Raw genomic sequence first — 17,986 nt, 5'->3', positions numbered from 1 at the left:
CGATTTCATTGGTGCACAGAATCGTCGCCGCGCATGTCGACGAGGACTGATCGGACCGGAGTAGTTCGGGGTGGTGCGCCGGTCAGCCGTCTTCGGAGCGACGATCTGTCGTATTGAAGGTGACTCCACGCCCGACGTGTCTGTTGGGTGGCTCCTGCTGGCTTCTCTGTTCGGTTCGAGGCGATCGTCCGGCGGAGGGTGCGCAGTACTGACAGCCGAGCGCACTGGCAACCGTTGGATGTATTCGCGGGCGAGAGCCGGTGATGCGAAAAGCGTGGCAGGGCCTCGAATGGTTGATCAGCGATCTGTGCGAACAGGAGACGGCTGCGTTGTAGTGGCCCGCTTCCGACGCACCGCTCGAGGAGACTCCCACCGCGTCGATCTCGTTGTTCTACACGCCGGGATCAGCGCCTCGCTGGAGAGCACCGAGACGGTGATTCGTTCCTTAGTTCGACCACCTGCCCGCAGGATGGCGACGGCCAAACTGCCCGCCTTTGGAGAGAAGAGCAGCGGGTGTTCGTCGGCGAAGTCTGGACCACGCTCGGGAATCGCGTATGGGACACCGGATCATCTTCTTCACCCGACACGGGACCGTCTATCACCCGACTTCGGCTTCCGCCGGAGCTCTGCCGACTCGGAGGAAATTCTCTTGATGGGGCTGTATCCGAGGTCGAGATCGTCACGGGATCCACCTGCGATAGCGGCACGCCTGGAGGGTGACCGTACCCGTTCGGTAGACGCCCGCCTGGTAGCGCGTCGACGCCGATCACCAATAGCGCTCGGCGATCGTGCGGATCTCGCACAGAATCCGACGAACCTGCGTCCCTTGTCCTCCGCCCACGTTCCGGTCATCGACTTCCAGGGTGGCAAGGCACAGGACTTTCAGGACGGTCGCATCACCTGGATGCACCTTGGCTCTCCCCGCGCAGCGTCAGGTCGCGCGCACCGCCTTGCTGGCTGCCGCAGATCCGACTCGAACTGATCCTGTAGCAGCGCAACGGCGAACAACTCGGCGGTGCGCGAAGAGGACTCGCGAACCAGCCACCGCCCTGAATATCCGAATGGCACGAGGCCATTTCCAAAACGCGGCGGTGACGAACTCGACTCCGGCCGACACCCGGTTCGATCCGAGCGCTGATCATCGATAGGACGCCGAGCCTTAGCGTCCTTCTCGAGATCGGGTTGTACAGCTTGATCGCCATGCTGGCTCCCGCCAGAAGCCGCGCGGCTCCCGGAGAAGACGGACGCTCGGTGGGTCTAGCCGAGAACACGCGACATCGAGCAGAACTGGGCGAAATGTTTCACGTGGGTGGGAGTTCGGGAACGACAGCGGCATTGCGATGCAGACAGAAATTCCAGTCCGACACCGACCGAACAGCGGAGGCCGATCGTGTCCAGCACGCATACGAAGGTCGAGTCGGTTTGGCCCAGGCGTGGTCGTCTCCTTTGACGCGCATGGCAATCCGCTGCGCTCGATAACCAGCTGCGCGGGAGACCCGGGCCGCCGCGATTCACGTGAAACTCGATGCCGTGCCACGCACGGCTTTCCACGAAGCGATGCAGGGAGTCTCGGTACGGTACACGGACGATATTCGCGAGCCCACGCTGCGGCTGCGGAAAGTAGACAGCCGTGCAGGAGACAGGCGTGCAGACAGGCAAGATGCATAGAACTCCCCCGGTGACTGTCATCACCTCTGCCGTGCAAGCGAGTTCAACCGGGAGCGCACCACCCTGTACCTCCTACCGCTGAAACATTGCGTCACAGTGATGAAAGACCGGAAGGACCAGGTACCAACCTGACTATTGCACCTCAACACCCATCCCCCACCTGTCAGCCGGACACCCTCCACGCCCACGCCGAAACCGAGCCCTGCGATCGATGTTTCATGTGAAACATGGCGAACTCGCACGAATTTCGGCGCGAGTTTCGCGTGTCGTCTGTGTCGCACCGCGATTCAGCTTTCCTATCGCGCTGAGTGCTGGCAAGCTAGTGAGCGTCGGGCGTCAGCGTAGGTGCCACGGAGGATGTGGGTGTCACAGCGGCGCGGGCTCCGTCCGCTCGGTCGGACTCCTCGGTCCCAGGTCGAGCATCGTGTTTGGATCCGGCGCAGCTGTTGAAGACACAGCGACGGCCTCTGTCGGTCGCACGTGGTCTGAGTTCTCGGGTTAGGAGCTGTCTATGTCGAGCGGTCCGGCGAATGTTTCACGGGAAACGACGTCGCGCGTGCCGGGGATGCTGGACTCCAGCAATCTCGACGCGGAAGCATTCGGAAGCACACCGTTCGGGCACATCTCCCCCAGTGAGACCCCGATCGCGGCCGAAGCTCAGCGCGCCAGTCAGATATTGCATCCAGGAAAGGTGACTGTGCCGAAACCGCACGAGCAACGGATCATCACCATTGCCAATCAAAAAGGTGGGGTCGGAAAGACGACAACGGCCGTCAATCTAGCTGCCGCCCTGGCATACCAGGGGATGACGGTTCTCGTGATCGACCTCGATCCGCAGGGCAATGCGAGCACGGCGCTCGGAATCGAGCACCACTCGGGTGTTCCCTCAAGCTATGAACTGCTCATCGGCGAGGTATCGGTCAAGGAGGCTATTCAGACCAGCCCGCACAGTGAACGCCTGCTGTGCATTCCGGCGACGATCGATCTGGCCGGCGCCGAGATCGAACTGGTGTCGATGGTGGCCAGGGAGGGGCGGCTCAAGGCCGCTATCCAGGAGGCGAATATCGCCGGCTTCGACATCGACTACGTCATGATCGACTGCCCGCCTTCGCTCGGCCTGCTGACCGTCAACGCGATGGTGGCGGCGAAGGAGGTGTTGATCCCCATCCAGTGCGAGTACTACGCCCTGGAGGGTGTCGGCCAGTTGCTCCGCAATATCGGGCTGGTGCAGGCGCACCTCAACCCTGATCTCCACGTCTCGACCGTGATCCTCACGATGTACGACGGCCGCACCAAATTGGCGGACCAGGTCGCGGAGGAGGTTCGCGGGCACTTCGGCGATATCGTGCTGCGGTCGGTGATCCCCCGCAGTGTGAAGGTCAGCGAGGCACCGGGCTACGGGATGACGGTCCTCGATTATGATCCAGGCTCCCGGGGTGCGATGAGCTACCTGGATGCCGGTCGGGAAATGACTCAGCGGGCCACCCTGGCCGCGCAGGTCGCGGATGGCGCGTAATCCCCACGGGGTGGCGGTTTTCTGGTGGCGAAAAGAGAAGGGATCGGAAAGCCGATGACTCAGGCGAAAAAAGGCGGGCTGGGCCGCGGTCTGGCGGCGTTGATCCCGACGGGGCCGACGACCACGCAGGGCCTCGGCAGTGCGCCCGGGCTCGGCAGTGCGGCGGCGAACGTCGTGATCGGACTCGACCCCATCGGCCCGCAGCCTGCGTCGGCGTATCTGCATCGCGTCCCTGATCCCTCGGAGGTTACCGAGGACGAGGGCGAGCTTTCGACGAGCGGCGCCATCTACCGCGAGATCGCCCCCGACCAGATCGAACCCAATCCCAAGCAGCCCCGCCAGGTCTTCGAGGAAGAGGCGCTGGCGGAGCTGGTGCACTCGATCCGTGAATTCGGCCTGATGCAGCCGATCGTGGTTCGTCGGGTCGAGCCGGGTGTCGATCGCTACCAGCTCGTCATGGGTGAGCGGCGGTGGCGCGCCTGCCAGGAAGCCGGGTTGGAAGCCATCCCGGCGATCGTCCGGGAAACCGCCGACGGGTCGATGCTGCGTGACGCGCTGCTGGAGAACATCCACCGGGTTCAGCTGAATCCGTTGGAAGAGGCGGCGGCGTATCAGCAACTGCTGGAAGAGTTCGACGTCACGCACGAGGAACTGGCGACCAGGATCGGACGGTCGCGTCCGGTCGTGACCAATATGATCCGGCTGTTGAAACTACCCATCCCGGTGCAGCGACGAGTGGCGGCCGGTGTGCTATCCGCCGGACATGCCCGGGCGCTGCTCGGTTTGGAGGCGGGCGCCGACGCGCAGGAAGTGCTCGCCGCGCGGATCGTCGCCGAGGGACTGTCGGTGCGGGCGACCGAGGAAGCCGTCACCCTGGCCAATCGGGATCCGGATGCGGCCGCTCCCCCGGCGCCGCGTCGCAAGCCGATTCATATGCCCGGCCTCCAGGATGTGGCCGAGCGGCTGTCGGAATCCTTCGATACCCGGGTCACCGTGAGTCTGGGTAAGCGGAAGGGAAAGATCGTCGTCGAGTTCGGTTCGGTGGAAGATCTCGAGCGGATTGTCTCCCTGATGGAGCAGCAGCAGCTCGGTATGTGAAGTAGATGAAAATCGCCCGTGTGGGCCCGGTAAAAGGGAGCAGGGTGTTAAAACGTCACTGTGACAGCGCCTTGGAAACGCGCTCCGGTGGCGCGGGCGAGGGTTCCTGACCAACAGCACAGCGGCATGGGAGTGAGGCAGGTTTCTGTTGATCGCTTATTCTTGCTGGCGAGAAAATAGTGATGCGGCGTGATCGAAGAATCGGATAGCTGGAGGCTGAGCAGAGCGGTGTCGACCAGCGTCACAGCACTTACCCTCGGCGGAGTGGATCAGCTCCCGGCACATGCCAGGCGCTGTGTCTTCTGGGAGATGGACCCGGCCGTCGCCGAGGACTCCCGCGAATTCAGTGATCCTGTCTTCGAGAAAGAGGCATGGCTGTCGACGGTCATGCTCGAATGGGGTTCGTGCGGTCAGCTGGCCAATATCGACGGCAATGTCGCGGGATGCGCGTTGTACTCGCCCCCGAGCGTGGTGCCGCGCGCCGCGCTGTTCCCCACCTCCCCCGTGAGCCCGGACGCGGTCCTGCTGACCACGCTCCGCTCCGAACATCCCTATCGCGATGGCGATGTCGCCCAGCGACTCATCCAGGCCGTGGTGGCCGATCTGGTGCGTCGCGGTGTGCGTGCGCTGGAGGCCTTCGGGATCCGCGGTGAGCCGCCCGCCAAGGCGATGTCGGATCGCACCGTCGGCTCGATGCGGTTGATGGAGCGTATCGGTGCACCGGCCCGGGAATCACGGTCCGCCGGATGTTCGCCGGAGACGTGCATGATCGAGGCCGATTTCCTCGAGGATGTCGGTTTCGAGGTGGTCGCCGCCCACCATCGGTTCCCGCGGTTGCGTCTGGAGCTGAATTCCGACCACGGCTGGAAGGAAGACGTCGAGCGTGCTCTCGACCAGCTGCTGGCCGCCGCTTCGTTGAACGAGGCGACCCGCGTCGGGGCGCACTGACCCCGGATAGACCAATGCGCCCCTGTCGATACGTGATCGGCAGGGGCGCACTGTATTCGGGAAGTCTTGTCCGACCCTAGACCCGGTCGGCCGCGGCGAGTTCTTCGGCCAGTAGTTCCGCGAAGGTGTAGGTGCCGGTCGGCTGATCGTCCTGACCGAGCAGATACAGCCGCTTGACCGAGATCAGGATCGCCTCGGCGATGACATCGCGCATCCTCGGATTGGTGAGGACCGAGGAGTCATAGCTGTTGGTGAGGTAGCCGATGTCGACCTGGACGGTGGGCATCTTGGTGAGACGCAGCAGATCCCAGGTCCGCGAATGGGTCCGGCAATCCTGCAACGAGGTCCGTGCGACCACCTCGCGCTGGATGAATCCGGCCAGCACCTGACCGATCATCGACACCGAACCGTGCGAATTGCCGAAATGGAATCCAGCGACGCCGTTGGCCATCGGACTCGGATTGTTCGCGCACCGCAGCGAGATCATCAGGTCGGCGTCGAAGGCGTTGGAGGTCTCGGCCCGTTCGGCATCGGTGGGATTGGCTCCCCACGGCCGCGAGAGGAAAGTCTCCATACCGGTGGCCGCCATGCGACCCTCCAGCCTGCTCGCCAGATCCCACAGGATCTCCGACTCGTAGACGTCACCGAATTCGCTCGGCACGGCGTAACCCTTGTCGGGGCCGCCGAGGCCGGGATCGATGACGATCCGTTTGCCCGTCAGCTGCGGGCCCGCGCGATGGACGACCTCTTCCTCGGCGATCCGATGCGGATTGCCGCCGGTGACCCTGGCGCCGAGCAGTTCCAGCGACCGCAACGTATCCGGTCCGCAGATGCCGTCCGCGGAGAGCCCGATCTCGCGTTGGAACGCGGTGAGCCCTTCGTGGGTGTGCGGGCCGAAATAGCCGTCGACGCGGTGCACGTAGAAACCGAGGTCCTGCAACCTGCGCTGCAGGGTGGCGACATCGTCGCCGTACAGCGGCGCGGACAGCTGGTAGATCAGCGTGCGCGCGCCGAGCCGGTAGGACGCTTCCTTGAGGGACCGATAGGTCGCGGGCCCGACGACACCGTCGACGAGAAGACCGCGATGCTGTTGGAACGCGCGCACCGCGGAATCGAGATGGTGGTCGAAGGAGGCGTCGGTATCTTTCCAATACTCGCGCGCACCTGACCGATCATCGCCGACCGCGTGCGCGTGGAGGAACCCGAGACTTGCCAGGGTGCTCCGAACCTCTGCAACGGCTGGACCGGAATCGCCGTGACGAAGTCGGTGCATGCGTGAGAGCCCTTCCCTTCCGTCGAACTCGGGTACCCACTCATGCGTTGGGATACACCTTCACACGACCACCGCCATGTCGATCGGCGCCTTTTCGCGGCCGTGCGCGCGTTATGCACGCTACCGCGTCCGGGCATGTCGTCCACGGCGTGTGGTCGATTGTCTCAGACCTGACCCGGAAGCAGACAATCAACCGGGGTCCAGGCATCCTACGGCGCGTCGTCGCACGGCGGTGTTCTTTGGAGAATCGATATCGCAGCGGGACAGGCGCCGCTGTGTCAGAGGATGTCCTCGAGTTCACGTAAGAGGGCGGCTTTGCCCTTCGCGCCGACGATCTGCTTCACCGGTTTTCCACCGGAGAACAGCATCATAGTGGGCAGCGACAGGATCTGATAGTCACGTGCGGTACCGGGATTGGCGTCCACGTCGAGCTTGGCCACGGTGAGTTTGTCTGCGTGGGTTCCCGCGATCTCCTCCAGGACGGGGGCGACCATCTTGCACGGCCCGCACCAGTCGGCCCAGAAGTCGACGAGTACCGGCTTCTCGCTGAGCAGGACGTCGTCGGCGAAGGACGCGTCGGTCACGGTGACCGTCTTGGCGCTGTCGGCCATGGGATATCTCCTTGCGGTGGTAGAGCGATGTGACGAGAACGAGCGGCGGCCGGTCGCACCGGCCGTGGCGGATCAGACGCCGGCGACGGGCCGTCCGGCGTGGTCGAGGGTGTTGGAGGTGATGTCACCCTGATCGGCCAGCCAGCGTTCCGCGTCGATGGCGGCGCGGCAGCCGGTGCCCGCGGCGGTGATCGCCTGCCGGTAGGTGTGATCGACCAGGTCGCCCGCGGCGAAGACACCGGGGACCTTGGTCGCGGTCGACGGGTGCTCGACCTGTACGTAGCCCTCGTCGTCCAATTCGATCTGATCGCGGACCAATTCGCTGCGCGGATCGTGCCCGATCGCGACGAACAGGCCGGTCGCGGCGAGCTCGGACTCCTCGCCGGTGCGGGTGTCGCGCAGGGTCAGGCTGGTCACGGCCGAATCGCCGTTGACCTTCGCGATTTCCGAGTTCAGCACGAACCGGATCTTCTCGTTGGCCTTCGCGCGTTCCAGCATGATGCGCGAGGCACGGAACTCCTCGCGACGGTGCACGATGGTGACGCTCGACGCGAATTTGGTGAGGAAGGTCGCTTCCTCCATCGCCGAATCGCCGCCGCCGACCACGACGATGTCCTGGCCCTTGAAGAAGAAGCCGTCACAGGTGGCGCAGGCGCTGACGCCGCGGCCGAGCAGTTCCTGCTCCCCCGGTACGCCGAGATAGCGGGCGGCCGAACCCATGGCGAGCACGATCGCGTACGCACGGTGGGTCTCGCTGCCGACCGTGACGGTCTTGATCGGACCGCTCAGATCGATCGCGTCCACGTCCTCGGTGCGGATCTCGGCGCCGAATCGCTTGGCCTGTTCGCGCATCTCGTCCATCAGGTCCGGGCCCATGATGCCTTCACGGAAGCCGGGGAAGTTCTCCACCTCGGTGGTCGTCATCAGCGCGCCGCCGAACTGGGTGCCCTCGAACAGCAAGGGCTGGAGTTCGGCGCGTGCGGCGTAGACCGCGGCCGTATAGCCTGCGGGTCCGGAGCCGACGATGATGAGGTCGCGAACTGGCGTGCTCATGGGGCCCTTCCGAAAGAAAGCTAGGGAACGTGGAATTCAACAACAGCCTAAACGGCCTTGTTCCCGCGGCGTCAGCACTGTGGCCCGACCCATTATGCCGACAGACCAGGGCGGCGAGCTGATCGCGGCCCGCGGGCTCAGCCGATATCGGTGATGTTCCTCACTTGGGGATCGCCGACGCCGCAGCCTGGGCCGACGACGAGCGCGGTGATCTTCGGCGGATACGGGCCGCTGAGCAGGATCAGCACCGCCGCACCGCCGCGATAGTTCATATCGGTCGAGCCGAGGATCGCGCGGTCGAGTCCGGCCGCGCGCACACAGTCCGCCAGGGCGCTGCGGCTGCCGAGCTGTCCGCTGACGTCGTTGCGGCCGAGGGCGGCGAGCGCGAGCGTGGACGTCAGCTCGCCGCCGGTATCGGTGGTTGCAGGCCCCGCCGTGGGAGGGGAATCGTCGCCGCGCAGGAACTGGGTCGCCACGCCCGCACCCGCGATCACGGCGACGACGGCCGCGGCGGCGGCGAGCCAGCGCAGCACGACGACGTGGCGGCGGCGCGGGGATAGTGGTGTCGCGAAATGCGGCGGCGCATCCTCGACGCCGGTCGGCACCACGGTGGTTCGGGGTCCGTTCGGCAGCGGGCGCAGGGTCGCGACCCGCTCGGTGGGCTCCTCGATCGAATCGAGTTCCTCGAGGAACCGCTCCATCCGCGCCGCCACGTCGGGGGGCATGGGGTGCAGTATTCGGTCGTCGACGGCCAGGGCGCGGAGCCGGTCGTCGACGTCGTCGAGCGCCTTCAGATACGCGGCCGCATCCGAATCGTCGCGGGCGGCCACCCATAGCTGTGCGCCGAGTTCGGGGTCGACATTCCCTGCGTGCAGATCTGCCAGCAACTCCGCGGAGAACGGAGGCTGCGGTACGGACCGGATCGCCATCGCACCTCCATCGCTCTGATCCGACATCGTTCTCTTCCGACATCACAACTGTTCGGGGCTGTCATCGATTCGCCCTCGAGGGCGATACCGCGCAGGCGCCGCGTCACTACGGGCACAGCATTGATATCGCTTCGTGGTTCGTCACTATTAATGACGCAGCGGGTCTACTTCCGGTTCCCCGGATCGCGCAGAAATTCCAAACGTTCTTTCAACCGTTGTCTGGCACGCGCACACCGACTCTTGATCGTTCCCTCGGGTACCCCGAGCTTCGCGGCCGCATCGGCCACGCTATACCCCGCCATTTCGATCGCGACAAGCGCGGTGCGCTGTTCCGGTGGGAGCGTGAACAGCGCGTGGTCGACGACGAGCGACATTTCCAACTCGGCGAATTCATCCCGCTCCTCGGCGGGTTCGGGCATGTTCTCCGGTGACAGCGATACCGCGCGCCTGGTCTTGTTGCGACGAATCCGATCCAGGCAGGCGTTGACGACGATCGCGTGCAGCCAACTTCGCACTTCCGCCTCCCCCCGGAAGGACCCGGCGGTGCGGTGGGCCGAGAGCAGGGCGTCCTGTAGCGAATCGGCGGCATCCTCGCGGTTGTAAGAGGTGCGCAGTGCCGTCTGCCAGAGGTGATCGTTGTGTCTGCGCAGGATTTCGGCGAAGGCGTGACGTTGTCCGGCGACGTGGGCGCGCAGCAACTCGACATCGCTCATGTCGTCGGGCACGAACGAGCGTGCACGGTACGTGACCGGCCGCGATTTCCCCCCACGGGAATCCTCGTTCAATTCGGACGACAAACCCATACCCCTCGGACAGCGCTCACGTGGGTGACAGATCTGCCGATCGCCACCTATAAATTTCGCAGCATCCAGGATCGAGGCACCAGATCCCGGGAAGCTCCCCCTGCTGTGAGAGCGCGAAGGCATCATACCGGGCGGCATGAATCCGCAGCAACCGTGCGGAGGGCCACGGCACGGGAAACGACACGTGCGGGCGGAAGAGAGAGGAGGGGTGCGCTGCGCTCGTCTTACGGCGCGGCGTCGAAACGCAGATCCGAGATGGCCGACTGGAACTGGTTGCCGGAGTTACCGAGTCCGGTGATCCACACCAGGACGTAGCGCGCGGAGGCGTCGGCGCGGACCGGGATCTCGGTCGCGCCGTCGGAGAGTTTGGCCGTGCCGATCAGTTGGGTCTGGTCGAGCGTCGGAGTATCCGTCGGGGAGGTGCGGATCTCCACGGTGGTGCCCGCGCTCGGCGAGTTGATCGAGACATTCGTCAACTTCGCCGGGCTCGGCAGCGTGGCCAGCAGCCCGACCCCCTTCTTGAGGGCCGGGAACTGCTGGAAGTACTGATCGGTGCGCCACATGGTGCCCGGGTCCTGATCGATCACCGCCCTGGCGTTGGACCCGTTGTCGGGAGTGCCCTCCGGGGAGAACACCGACACTGCGGTCACCGGGACCGGGACGCCTCCCGGGGTCCCGTCGTTCGGTATCGCGCCGGGAGCGGGCGCGGCGGTGCTGTTGGTGGTGAGGCCGATATTGCGCTGTTCGTTGAGCGGGGCGTCCGACGCGCCCGGCGCGAACATGCTGACCATCCACCAGATGACGATGCCGACCACGAGCGCGGCCAGGATGCCGAGCCCGACCATGATCCACATCATCCGCTGGGAGCGTTCCCGTTCGGCGGCAAGAAGCTCGGGATCGGCCAGCGAGTCGTCGACTGCGGCGGCCTGCGCGGCCTGCCGCTGCCCCAGACGCAGCACCGGGATGAAATCGGTCTTCTGATCGACGACCGACGCCTGCTCGAGCACATGCTGCACGGTGGCGGCGGTCCGTACGCCCTTGTTCGACTCCAACGAACGCACGGCCACGGCGGAGATCTCGAACGGGACCTCCGGGCGGATCTGGCGTGGCTCGATGGGGGTTCCGTCGGTGCCGAAATCGGCCAGTCGCAGCCCGCCGACCGTGGCCGCGGTTCCGGTGACCCCGCCCGATCGGATCGGCCAACGTGCCGTGACCAGCGCGTAGAGCATGGCGCCGAGTCCACGGACATCGGATTGGGCATCCGAATCCGACAGCGTGCCGGGGAAGGCGAGAACAGCGTCGCCGGAGGCGCTGATCCTGATCCGGTCCGGATGGTCGATGGACAGCGAACCGCCACCGCGGTGGGCCAATTCGGCCGCGGACGCGAGCGCGCGGATGGCCCGAGCCGCGCCGATCGGCGACGGCACGGTGTCGGCCATCTCGCGCAAGGATCTACCCGGTGTCCACTCCGCGACGACGATGCCGCCCGAACTGCCTCGGACCACGTCGAGGACGCGCGCCAAGCCCGGTGAGTTGATCCGGCCGAGCCGCAGTGTGCGCGACAGGATCGCCTGCGGTCCATCGTGACCGGAGTTCTCCGCGGACTTCTGGTCGGCGTCGACGAAGGTCAGCGCGACCTCGCGATCGAGTTTGATATCGAGCGCCTGCCAGAATTTGAGTCCGCGCGCGCCGCCGTGACCGGCCAGCAGGCGGTAACGCCCGCCGGCCACCGACGCGCCAGGCATGAGTTTGGGACCGCGCGGCACGGCCCGGCGCGCCGCCGGATCCGCGGGGGGCGGAGCCAGTTGCGGAATCGGGATCATGCCGGTGTCGTACATCGGATCTCGTGGTGCGGGGCCCTGATTGTCCCGCGCGTTCCGATCCGATCCCGTAGGTCCGGAGTTGCCCGCAGCACCTACGCCGTCCGGGTATCCCGGATTCGACGGGTGTCCTGCGGATAGCGGAACATCGGTCGAAAGGCCGCCTACCGCGGCCGCAGAAGAATCGGCGGCTGGGACGCCGCCCACCGCCGCGTCGTCGCTCACCCTGGGTCCTCCTTCGCCCTGATATGTCGAGGTTCCGGCGAATTCGCCACTTGTGCTTCTATGCCGAACAGGGTACGGGAACTCGCCCTTGCCGGTGCTGTCAACGGCGTCGGGTCTGATTACGGGCAACACCATGGTCTGCGTGTCCATATACGGGTCGAATGACGGATACCCATACAGGTCCGGCCTACGCAGCACCTGCGTGGCGTACACATCCTCGACCGGGCTGTCCAGATCGAGATCCGGTGCGGGCGGGGTGAACCCGAGACGGCGCGACACGGCCACCGTGATCGCGACGATTTCCGGGATCCCCGCCAAGCGCATCAGGCCGAACGCGACCGAGAACATGACGATCGCCGAGATCACCACCCGGATCAGCGAGCCGAAGCCACCCGAGACCCGGTCGAGGCCGACGATCGCGTTCAGGATCAGCATGACGGCACCGCCCGCGGCCGAGGCGAGCACGACGCGGGTCACGGTACGTCCGACGTTGACCATGCGCAGATCGCCGAGACTGCGGTGCAGCAGGTAACCGCCGATGATGGCGCCCGCGGTGAAACCGAGTCCCGTCGCGACACCGAGGATGATGACGACTTGGTCGCTGTTGTTCGCCAGCGCGGGGGCGAGCGCCGAGAGCAGCACCTTGATGGTGGTGATGCCGAGGATGATCCAGGTCGGGGTCCACGCCTGCTCCCTGGCGTAGAAGACGCGCAGATGGATGAGGACGAGGGAATAGGGAATCAACGCGAAGGCCGACCAGCCGACCGCGGTGCCGAGCCGTTCGGCGTCGCCAGCGAACCGCGCGTAACCGAACAGCGCCTGGCCGACCTGCGGACCGGCCAGGGTCAGGAAGGTGACGACGGGGACGAGCGCGATCATCGTCAATCGGGTGGCGACGGACAGATCGTCGACCACGGCGGGCGTGTCGTCGGCGGCGGCGTTGCGGCTGAGCCTGGGCATGATCGCCGTGAGCAGGGTGACCCCGAGAACGCCGTACGGCAATTGCAGCAGCAGCCAGGCGTTCTGATAGATCGCCGGACCGGCCTCGTCGGCGGTGGAGGAGATGTGGTTGGCGAAGATCGCGCCCATCTGGCTGATGAGCACGTACAGCATGATGGCCGCGGCCATCCTGCCGAACTGCCTGAGCCTGGCGTCGATTCCCCACAGCGGTCGCAGATCGATGCCGTAGCGGCGGATCGCGGGCAACAGACTAAGCGCTTGGGTGACGACACCCGCGGTGATGCCGCCGCCGAGTAGCAGCAGTTTCGAATCGGTCATCTTCACCGGATCGAGGGTGATCTCACCGGGGGTGAACGCGTAGAGCGCCAGCACGACCAAGACGACGACATTGTTCAGCACCGGAGCCCACGCACCGGGTTTGAACGCCTGTCTGGTGTTCAGGATCGCCGTGAGCATCGCGGACATGCCGTAGAAGATGATCGCGGGCAGCAGTAGATATGTCAGCGCAGTGGTCAGCGAGGTGTCGACCTTGCCATCGGAGGACACGAAGACGTGGGTCGCGAGAACAGGCGCGGACACCATGGCCAGCAGTGTCGACACGGCCAGGACGACGAATGCAGCCGTCACGAGTCTTCGGACGAAGGCCGCGCCGCCGTCGTCGTCCTCCTGTTCGGCGCGGACCAAGGTCGGCACCACGATCGCCGTCAACACCGCGCCGAGCACGAGTTCGGCGATCATGTTCGGGATCAGGCTGGCCGAGGTGTAGGCACTGGCGATGGCTGGGCCGAGCGCGGTCAGCAACAGCAGCTGCTTACCGAATCCGGTGATGCGGCTGATCAGCGTCGCGAACGCGATCGACCCCGAATCCCGTAGCAGTCGCGCGTTGGAACTCTCGGTGGACTCGCGTTCCTTCGGCTCCGGCTCGGCTTTGGTGGCGACCGGCCAGTCGTGGGTACGCGGACGATTCGACGCCGACGCTTCGATCCGTTCAGCGGGCGCGGGCCGCCTGCGCTGCGGTGTGGCCGTCGGCTGCGGCTGCGGGTAGTTCGGCGGCGGCGCGAAACGCTGCGCCGGATTCTGGTGCGCCGGATTCGGCGGCGCGGGACCGCGTCGCACGGGTTGTCCGCGATCGGGGTCGGCGGCCTGGCCGGGTGGCGCCTGCTGCGGTCGGCCCTGTCCCGACGACGGAACGGCCGGATACTGCCGCTGCCCGGGATGTCCAGGCTGTGGCGGTGCGGGTCTGCGCGGCGCGGCGCCCGGTTGCGCGGGCATGGGGCCCGACGGCGGTGCGGGCTGACGCGGCATCGCACCCGATTGGCCCGGCATCGGTCCCTGCGGTGCGGGTCTGCGCGGCGCACCCGGCGGTGCGGGTGGCCTCGGCGCCGCTCCCGGCTGCCCGGGCTGATGGGGTGCCTGGCCCGGTTGCGCGGGCTGACGCGGCGCCTGGCCCGGCTGCGCGGGCATAGGGCCGGACGGTGGCGGTGGTGGCACCCGACGTCCGGGTGGCGGCATCTGACGTCCGGGTGGCGGCGGAGGTACCGGCCTGCTGACCTGGGGGACGCGCGGCGGTTGACCGCCGCGCGGATCGCGGTGCGTCACGCCGGGATCCTCCCCGGCTTCGGCAGCGGGGGACGGTCGTTCCCACGGCGCGGCGGGTGCCCGGCGGGGCGGTGGCCCGTCGGGGCGTTCCTCGGGTCGGGACCGATGAGCGGACAAGTCATCGTCGCTCATCATGCCTCCTGTACCGCGCGGGACCTCTGCATCGGACTCGCTCGAGGTCCGGCGTTTCGCCTAGTTCCCACCCGTCGAGCTCCCCCCATTGTGATGCCATCGGGCCTGTGTGACACAAACACTGTTTCCGTACAGCTGTCCCGAATCGTACCGATGTGCGGTTAGGGGGTCGAGTTCACTCATCGTCACGCTCCCGCATGACCTTCTTACGTGCCCGCCGGTACCTACTGACCCGCCGTACCGTACCGGGATCGAAGCCTTCGTCGGCCGGGTCGGGCCTGCCGCGGAACCTGCGCCACAGCCTGCGTCCGGCGAGGAGGAACAGCAGGAGACCGGCACACGCGGTGATGATCGCGAGTGCCTGACCGTAGGCGTTGGAACGCACCGAGACCGAGGTGGCGTTGCCGAGGGGTATGCCTTCCGGGGTTGTCAGCGAGATCGGGATCACCAGATTGCGGCTGTCGCTGACCTCGCTGGGGATCTGGAAGGACCGGGTGCCTTTCGGCGGCAGTTGCTGCTCGCCGATATCGGTGATGCGGGTCTGGGCGGGCGCCTCGATCCGGAAACGGACTCGGATGGCGACCGGCAGATCGTTGCGCGCGACGAGCAGCAGCGGGCTCTGCTCGGAGGCGAGGGTGTACACGCCGCCGGGGGGAAGGACCGTCACCGCGCGATAGGACTCGTCGAGTGCCTTGGTGGTCTGATCGAGTCTGCGCTGGGCGAAGGTGTCGGGCGCGGCGCTGTTACCGGTACGGCGATCCGAGAGCGAGAGCACCCGGATCAGATCGTCGCCGAGTGGCGCGAGATAGCCGCGCGGCGTCGGCTCCGATTCGGGGATCTCGACCAGCGCGTGCATCAATTCGGTGATCCTGGTCGCCTGTTCGCGGACCGGGAGCACGAAACGGCCGGGCACCGCGTCCTCGGCGGCCTGGGGCAGGTAGTCCAGCTGGTACGGCTGCGCGTCGGGCGCTTCGGCGAGCAACTCGGTGAATGGACGCGCGGTGGCGAGGTTGGATTTCAACAGGAGTTCGACCTGCCGCAGCAATGCCGCGGCCTCGTCTCGGTTAGCGCCCCACTGCTGCGGCGGCATCAGCAGTTGTGATCTCGGCCCGCCGGGCTGCGGATTGAGCGCCGACCACGAGATCGCGCCGAGCGCGTCCTGCATACGCGCCGTGCGGGAATCGTTGGTGACGTCGTAGCGCACCCGTTTCGGCGTGAACGACGGCGTCGGCGGATTCGAGCCGACCGCGGCGAGCGCGGTGGCCGACCAGATGTCGAAGGTGGCCGCCCGCAACGCGGGATCGGGCGCGGCGGGTGACGCGGGCGCCGGTGGGGCCGCGCCGGATTCGGGCGACGCCGACGCGCCCGCCTGCGGCACCGTGATTTCGGGAACGCGGACGACGGCCGGGGTCGCGGGTTTCGAGTCCGTGCGAGCGCCGGTTGTCGGCATCCCGAGACTGCCCGACGTGGCCTCGGCCGGATCGTCGACACGAGGTTCGCCGACCGGGTAGACGGCGGTGTCGGCCAGTACCGCCGTGGTGAATCCGTGGGTCCGCAGGAGCGTTCCGGCTCCGGCGTCGATACTGCCGGAATCGGGAAGGGCGACACCGCGCACCGAACGTGTCGCCAGGATCGCGTCGACGATATCGGCGGGGGCGTTCACGGCACGCGCCGACAGCGCCGGATCGTTCACCGCCGCCAGCGCCGTGACGTCGACCTGCGCGAAGGGAAGCGCCACCGTGCACACCGACCTCGCCGCGGCACGCAAGTGGTCCAGCCACGCCTGCGCCGCCTCCGCGCCCGATCCCTGCCTGGTGGCGCCGTCCGGGTCGGACGGACTGGCGAGCACGCGGTAGCCGTTGGTCATCGCGTCGACGGTGAGCAGCAGATCCGGGTCGACCGCGACGCAGACCGCCGAGTCGAGATCGCGTTCCTTCGCCCCGCCGGTGCCGAGTACGGCCTCCAGCGCGCCGAGCAACTGCTCTAGCCTGCCGCCCTTGCCGAGCGAGGCCGCGAGATCGTCGTCGGTGAGTTCGACCTTCCCGTTGACCGATCCCGGCACACCCGCCACCAGGCGGGGGCGATCGGCCAGCGGCCAGATGAGCGTCGTCGCCACGGGCGCGTCACTCGGCGCGGGCGCGGGCGGTCCGCCTTCGGTTCCCGCGGGCAGACCCAGAACGGGCAGCAGGAATCGCGCGTCATCGAGTCTGGCCTGATTACCGTAGGCGGGTTCGCCGTTCACATTGAGCAGCAGCGGATACACCCCGGGCGCGGAGAGATCGAGCGAGGGCCCGTCCCCGATCGGGCGAAGCGGGATGCTCAGCGTGAACTGTTTGCGCTGGCCGGGGGTGAGCCGTTCGGCGATGTCCTCGAACGACCCGGCGACGTCGTAGTTGACCTGATCGAGGCGCAGCGCCGAGCGCAGATCGCTCGGCGTGGTGACCGCGGCGGCGCGCTGCACGCGCACGCTCACGTCGTCGACGACCCGATCGCCGATATTGGTGACCGTCCCCGCGACGGTCAGCAGCGGGTCGCTGGTGGTGGTGACCGCCGACGGCGACACCGAATCCAGCGACAACTTGAGGAATTTCGGCGTCGCCGGGCTGCTCGATCCGTTCGGCTGCGCCCCGGCTGTGCCACCGGAAAAGAAGCCACCGGAGAAGACGCCATCGGACAACATGGGCACAGACGTCACCGAACCGAGCAGGATCAGGACCGCCACGATGATCCGGACCAGTCCACGCGTCATCGCTTGCCGGTCTCCATCCGGTCGATCAACCGATTCGCGACTTCGGCCAGGCGCCGTTCGTCGGCGTAGGCCAGCCGGGAATCGAGTTCGCTCAACGGAACCCAGGCGACCTGGGTGACCTCGACATCGGCGTCGGACAACTCACCACCGACCGAACGCATGAGGTAATGATGCACGGTCTTGTGTACCCGACGCCCCTCGGTCACGAACCAGTAATCGATACTTCCCAATTCGGCGACGACGATCCCGTTGATACCCGTCTCTTCGGAGACTTCGCGAATCGCGGTCTGCTCGGGGGTCTCGCCCTCTTCGATATGCCCTTTGGGCAACGACCACAGCAGCCTGCCGCGCCGATCGGTCCTGCCTATCAGGGCCGCGCTGCGCTGTTCACCCGGACCGTCGAGGCCGTCGACGACCAGACCGCCCGCCGAGGTTTCCCGGACCGTACGCATGCGAGGTTTCGCCGCGTTGGCCGCCGAACCGCGGCGCCGGGGCTGGCGGCGTCGATTGTTCGCTCGATCGGCCGGGGACACCTGGCAATCCTACTGTGCGTGATCGGCGCGCCAACGGCGCGGCGTGCTCGCGGGGCCCTCATGTCGCGG

11 protein-coding genes are annotated in these 17,986 nt (G+C 66.6%); 3 read left to right on the top strand and 8 right to left on the bottom strand.

From position 1 onward, the window contains the following. Nucleotides 1-2,233 precede the first annotated feature (2,233 nt). From OG225_RS34225 to OG225_RS34215, 3 genes are all read left to right on the top strand, one after another. A complete protein-coding gene (locus OG225_RS34225) occupies nt 2,234-3,184 on the top strand; it encodes an AAA family ATPase (RefSeq protein WP_232839490.1) in 951 nt (316 codons plus the stop codon). A gap of 54 nt (nt 3,185-3,238) precedes the next feature. Further along, a complete protein-coding gene (locus tag OG225_RS34220) occupies nt 3,239-4,282 on the top strand; it encodes a ParB/RepB/Spo0J family partition protein (RefSeq protein WP_405178926.1) in 1,044 nt (347 codons plus the stop codon). 228 nt (nt 4,283-4,510) lie between these two features. After that, nucleotides 4,511-5,230, top strand: a complete 720-nt coding sequence (locus OG225_RS34215) for a GNAT family N-acetyltransferase (RefSeq protein ID WP_216911535.1) — start codon at nt 4,511-4,513, stop codon at nt 5,228-5,230. Between the two features lie 76 nt (nt 5,231-5,306). On the opposite strand, the gene OG225_RS34210 is transcribed toward OG225_RS34215, so the two are convergent. The 8 genes from OG225_RS34210 to OG225_RS34175 form a co-directional block, all read right to left on the bottom strand. Continuing rightward, the gene (locus OG225_RS34210) at nt 5,307-6,503 is read right to left on the bottom strand and encodes an N-acetylmuramoyl-L-alanine amidase (protein ID WP_405178925.1); all 1,197 of its coding nucleotides are present in this window, start codon (nt 6,501-6,503) and stop codon (nt 5,307-5,309) included. 278 nt (nt 6,504-6,781) lie between these two features. Further along, on the bottom strand, nt 6,782-7,114 hold the full coding sequence (gene trxA / locus OG225_RS34205) for a thioredoxin (RefSeq protein ID WP_405178924.1): 333 nt from the start codon (nt 7,112-7,114) through the stop codon (nt 6,782-6,784). Between the two features lie 72 nt (nt 7,115-7,186). After that, nucleotides 7,187-8,167, bottom strand: a complete 981-nt coding sequence (gene trxB, locus OG225_RS34200) for a thioredoxin-disulfide reductase (protein ID WP_216911524.1) — start codon at nt 8,165-8,167, stop codon at nt 7,187-7,189. Nucleotides 8,168-8,304: 137 nt separating this feature from the next. Further along, a complete protein-coding gene (locus OG225_RS34195; protein WP_405178923.1) occupies nt 8,305-9,096 on the bottom strand; it encodes a hypothetical protein in 792 nt (263 codons plus the stop codon). Nucleotides 9,097-9,260: 164 nt separating this feature from the next. Next, nucleotides 9,261-9,809 carry an RNA polymerase sigma factor SigM gene (gene sigM, locus OG225_RS34190; RefSeq protein ID WP_254189963.1) on the bottom strand — a complete coding sequence of 183 codons (549 nt, stop codon included), beginning with the start codon at nt 9,807-9,809 and terminating at the stop codon, nt 9,261-9,263. 314 nt (nt 9,810-10,123) lie between these two features. Continuing rightward, complete coding sequence (locus OG225_RS34185) at nt 10,124-14,368, bottom strand: lipid II flippase MurJ (protein WP_405178922.1); 4,245 nt, start codon at nt 14,366-14,368, stop codon at nt 10,124-10,126. A gap of 442 nt (nt 14,369-14,810) precedes the next feature. Next, nucleotides 14,811-17,384, bottom strand: coding sequence for a DUF6049 family protein (locus OG225_RS34180; RefSeq protein WP_405178921.1), 2,574 nt, complete (start codon nt 17,382-17,384; stop codon nt 14,811-14,813). Continuing rightward, complete coding sequence (locus tag OG225_RS34175) at nt 17,381-17,917, bottom strand: NUDIX hydrolase (protein ID WP_109522973.1); 537 nt, start codon at nt 17,915-17,917, stop codon at nt 17,381-17,383. Before OG225_RS34175 ends, OG225_RS34180 begins: the two co-directional genes overlap by 4 nt. Nucleotides 17,918-17,986: the final 69 nt, after the last annotated feature.

The organism is Nocardia sp. NBC_01377 (assembly GCF_045040005.1).
GTDB lineage: Bacteria > Actinomycetota > Actinomycetes > Mycobacteriales > Mycobacteriaceae > Nocardia > Nocardia noduli.
Note: the sequence above shows the minus strand (reverse complement) of the source record. Positions and strands in the feature narration are given on the sequence as shown.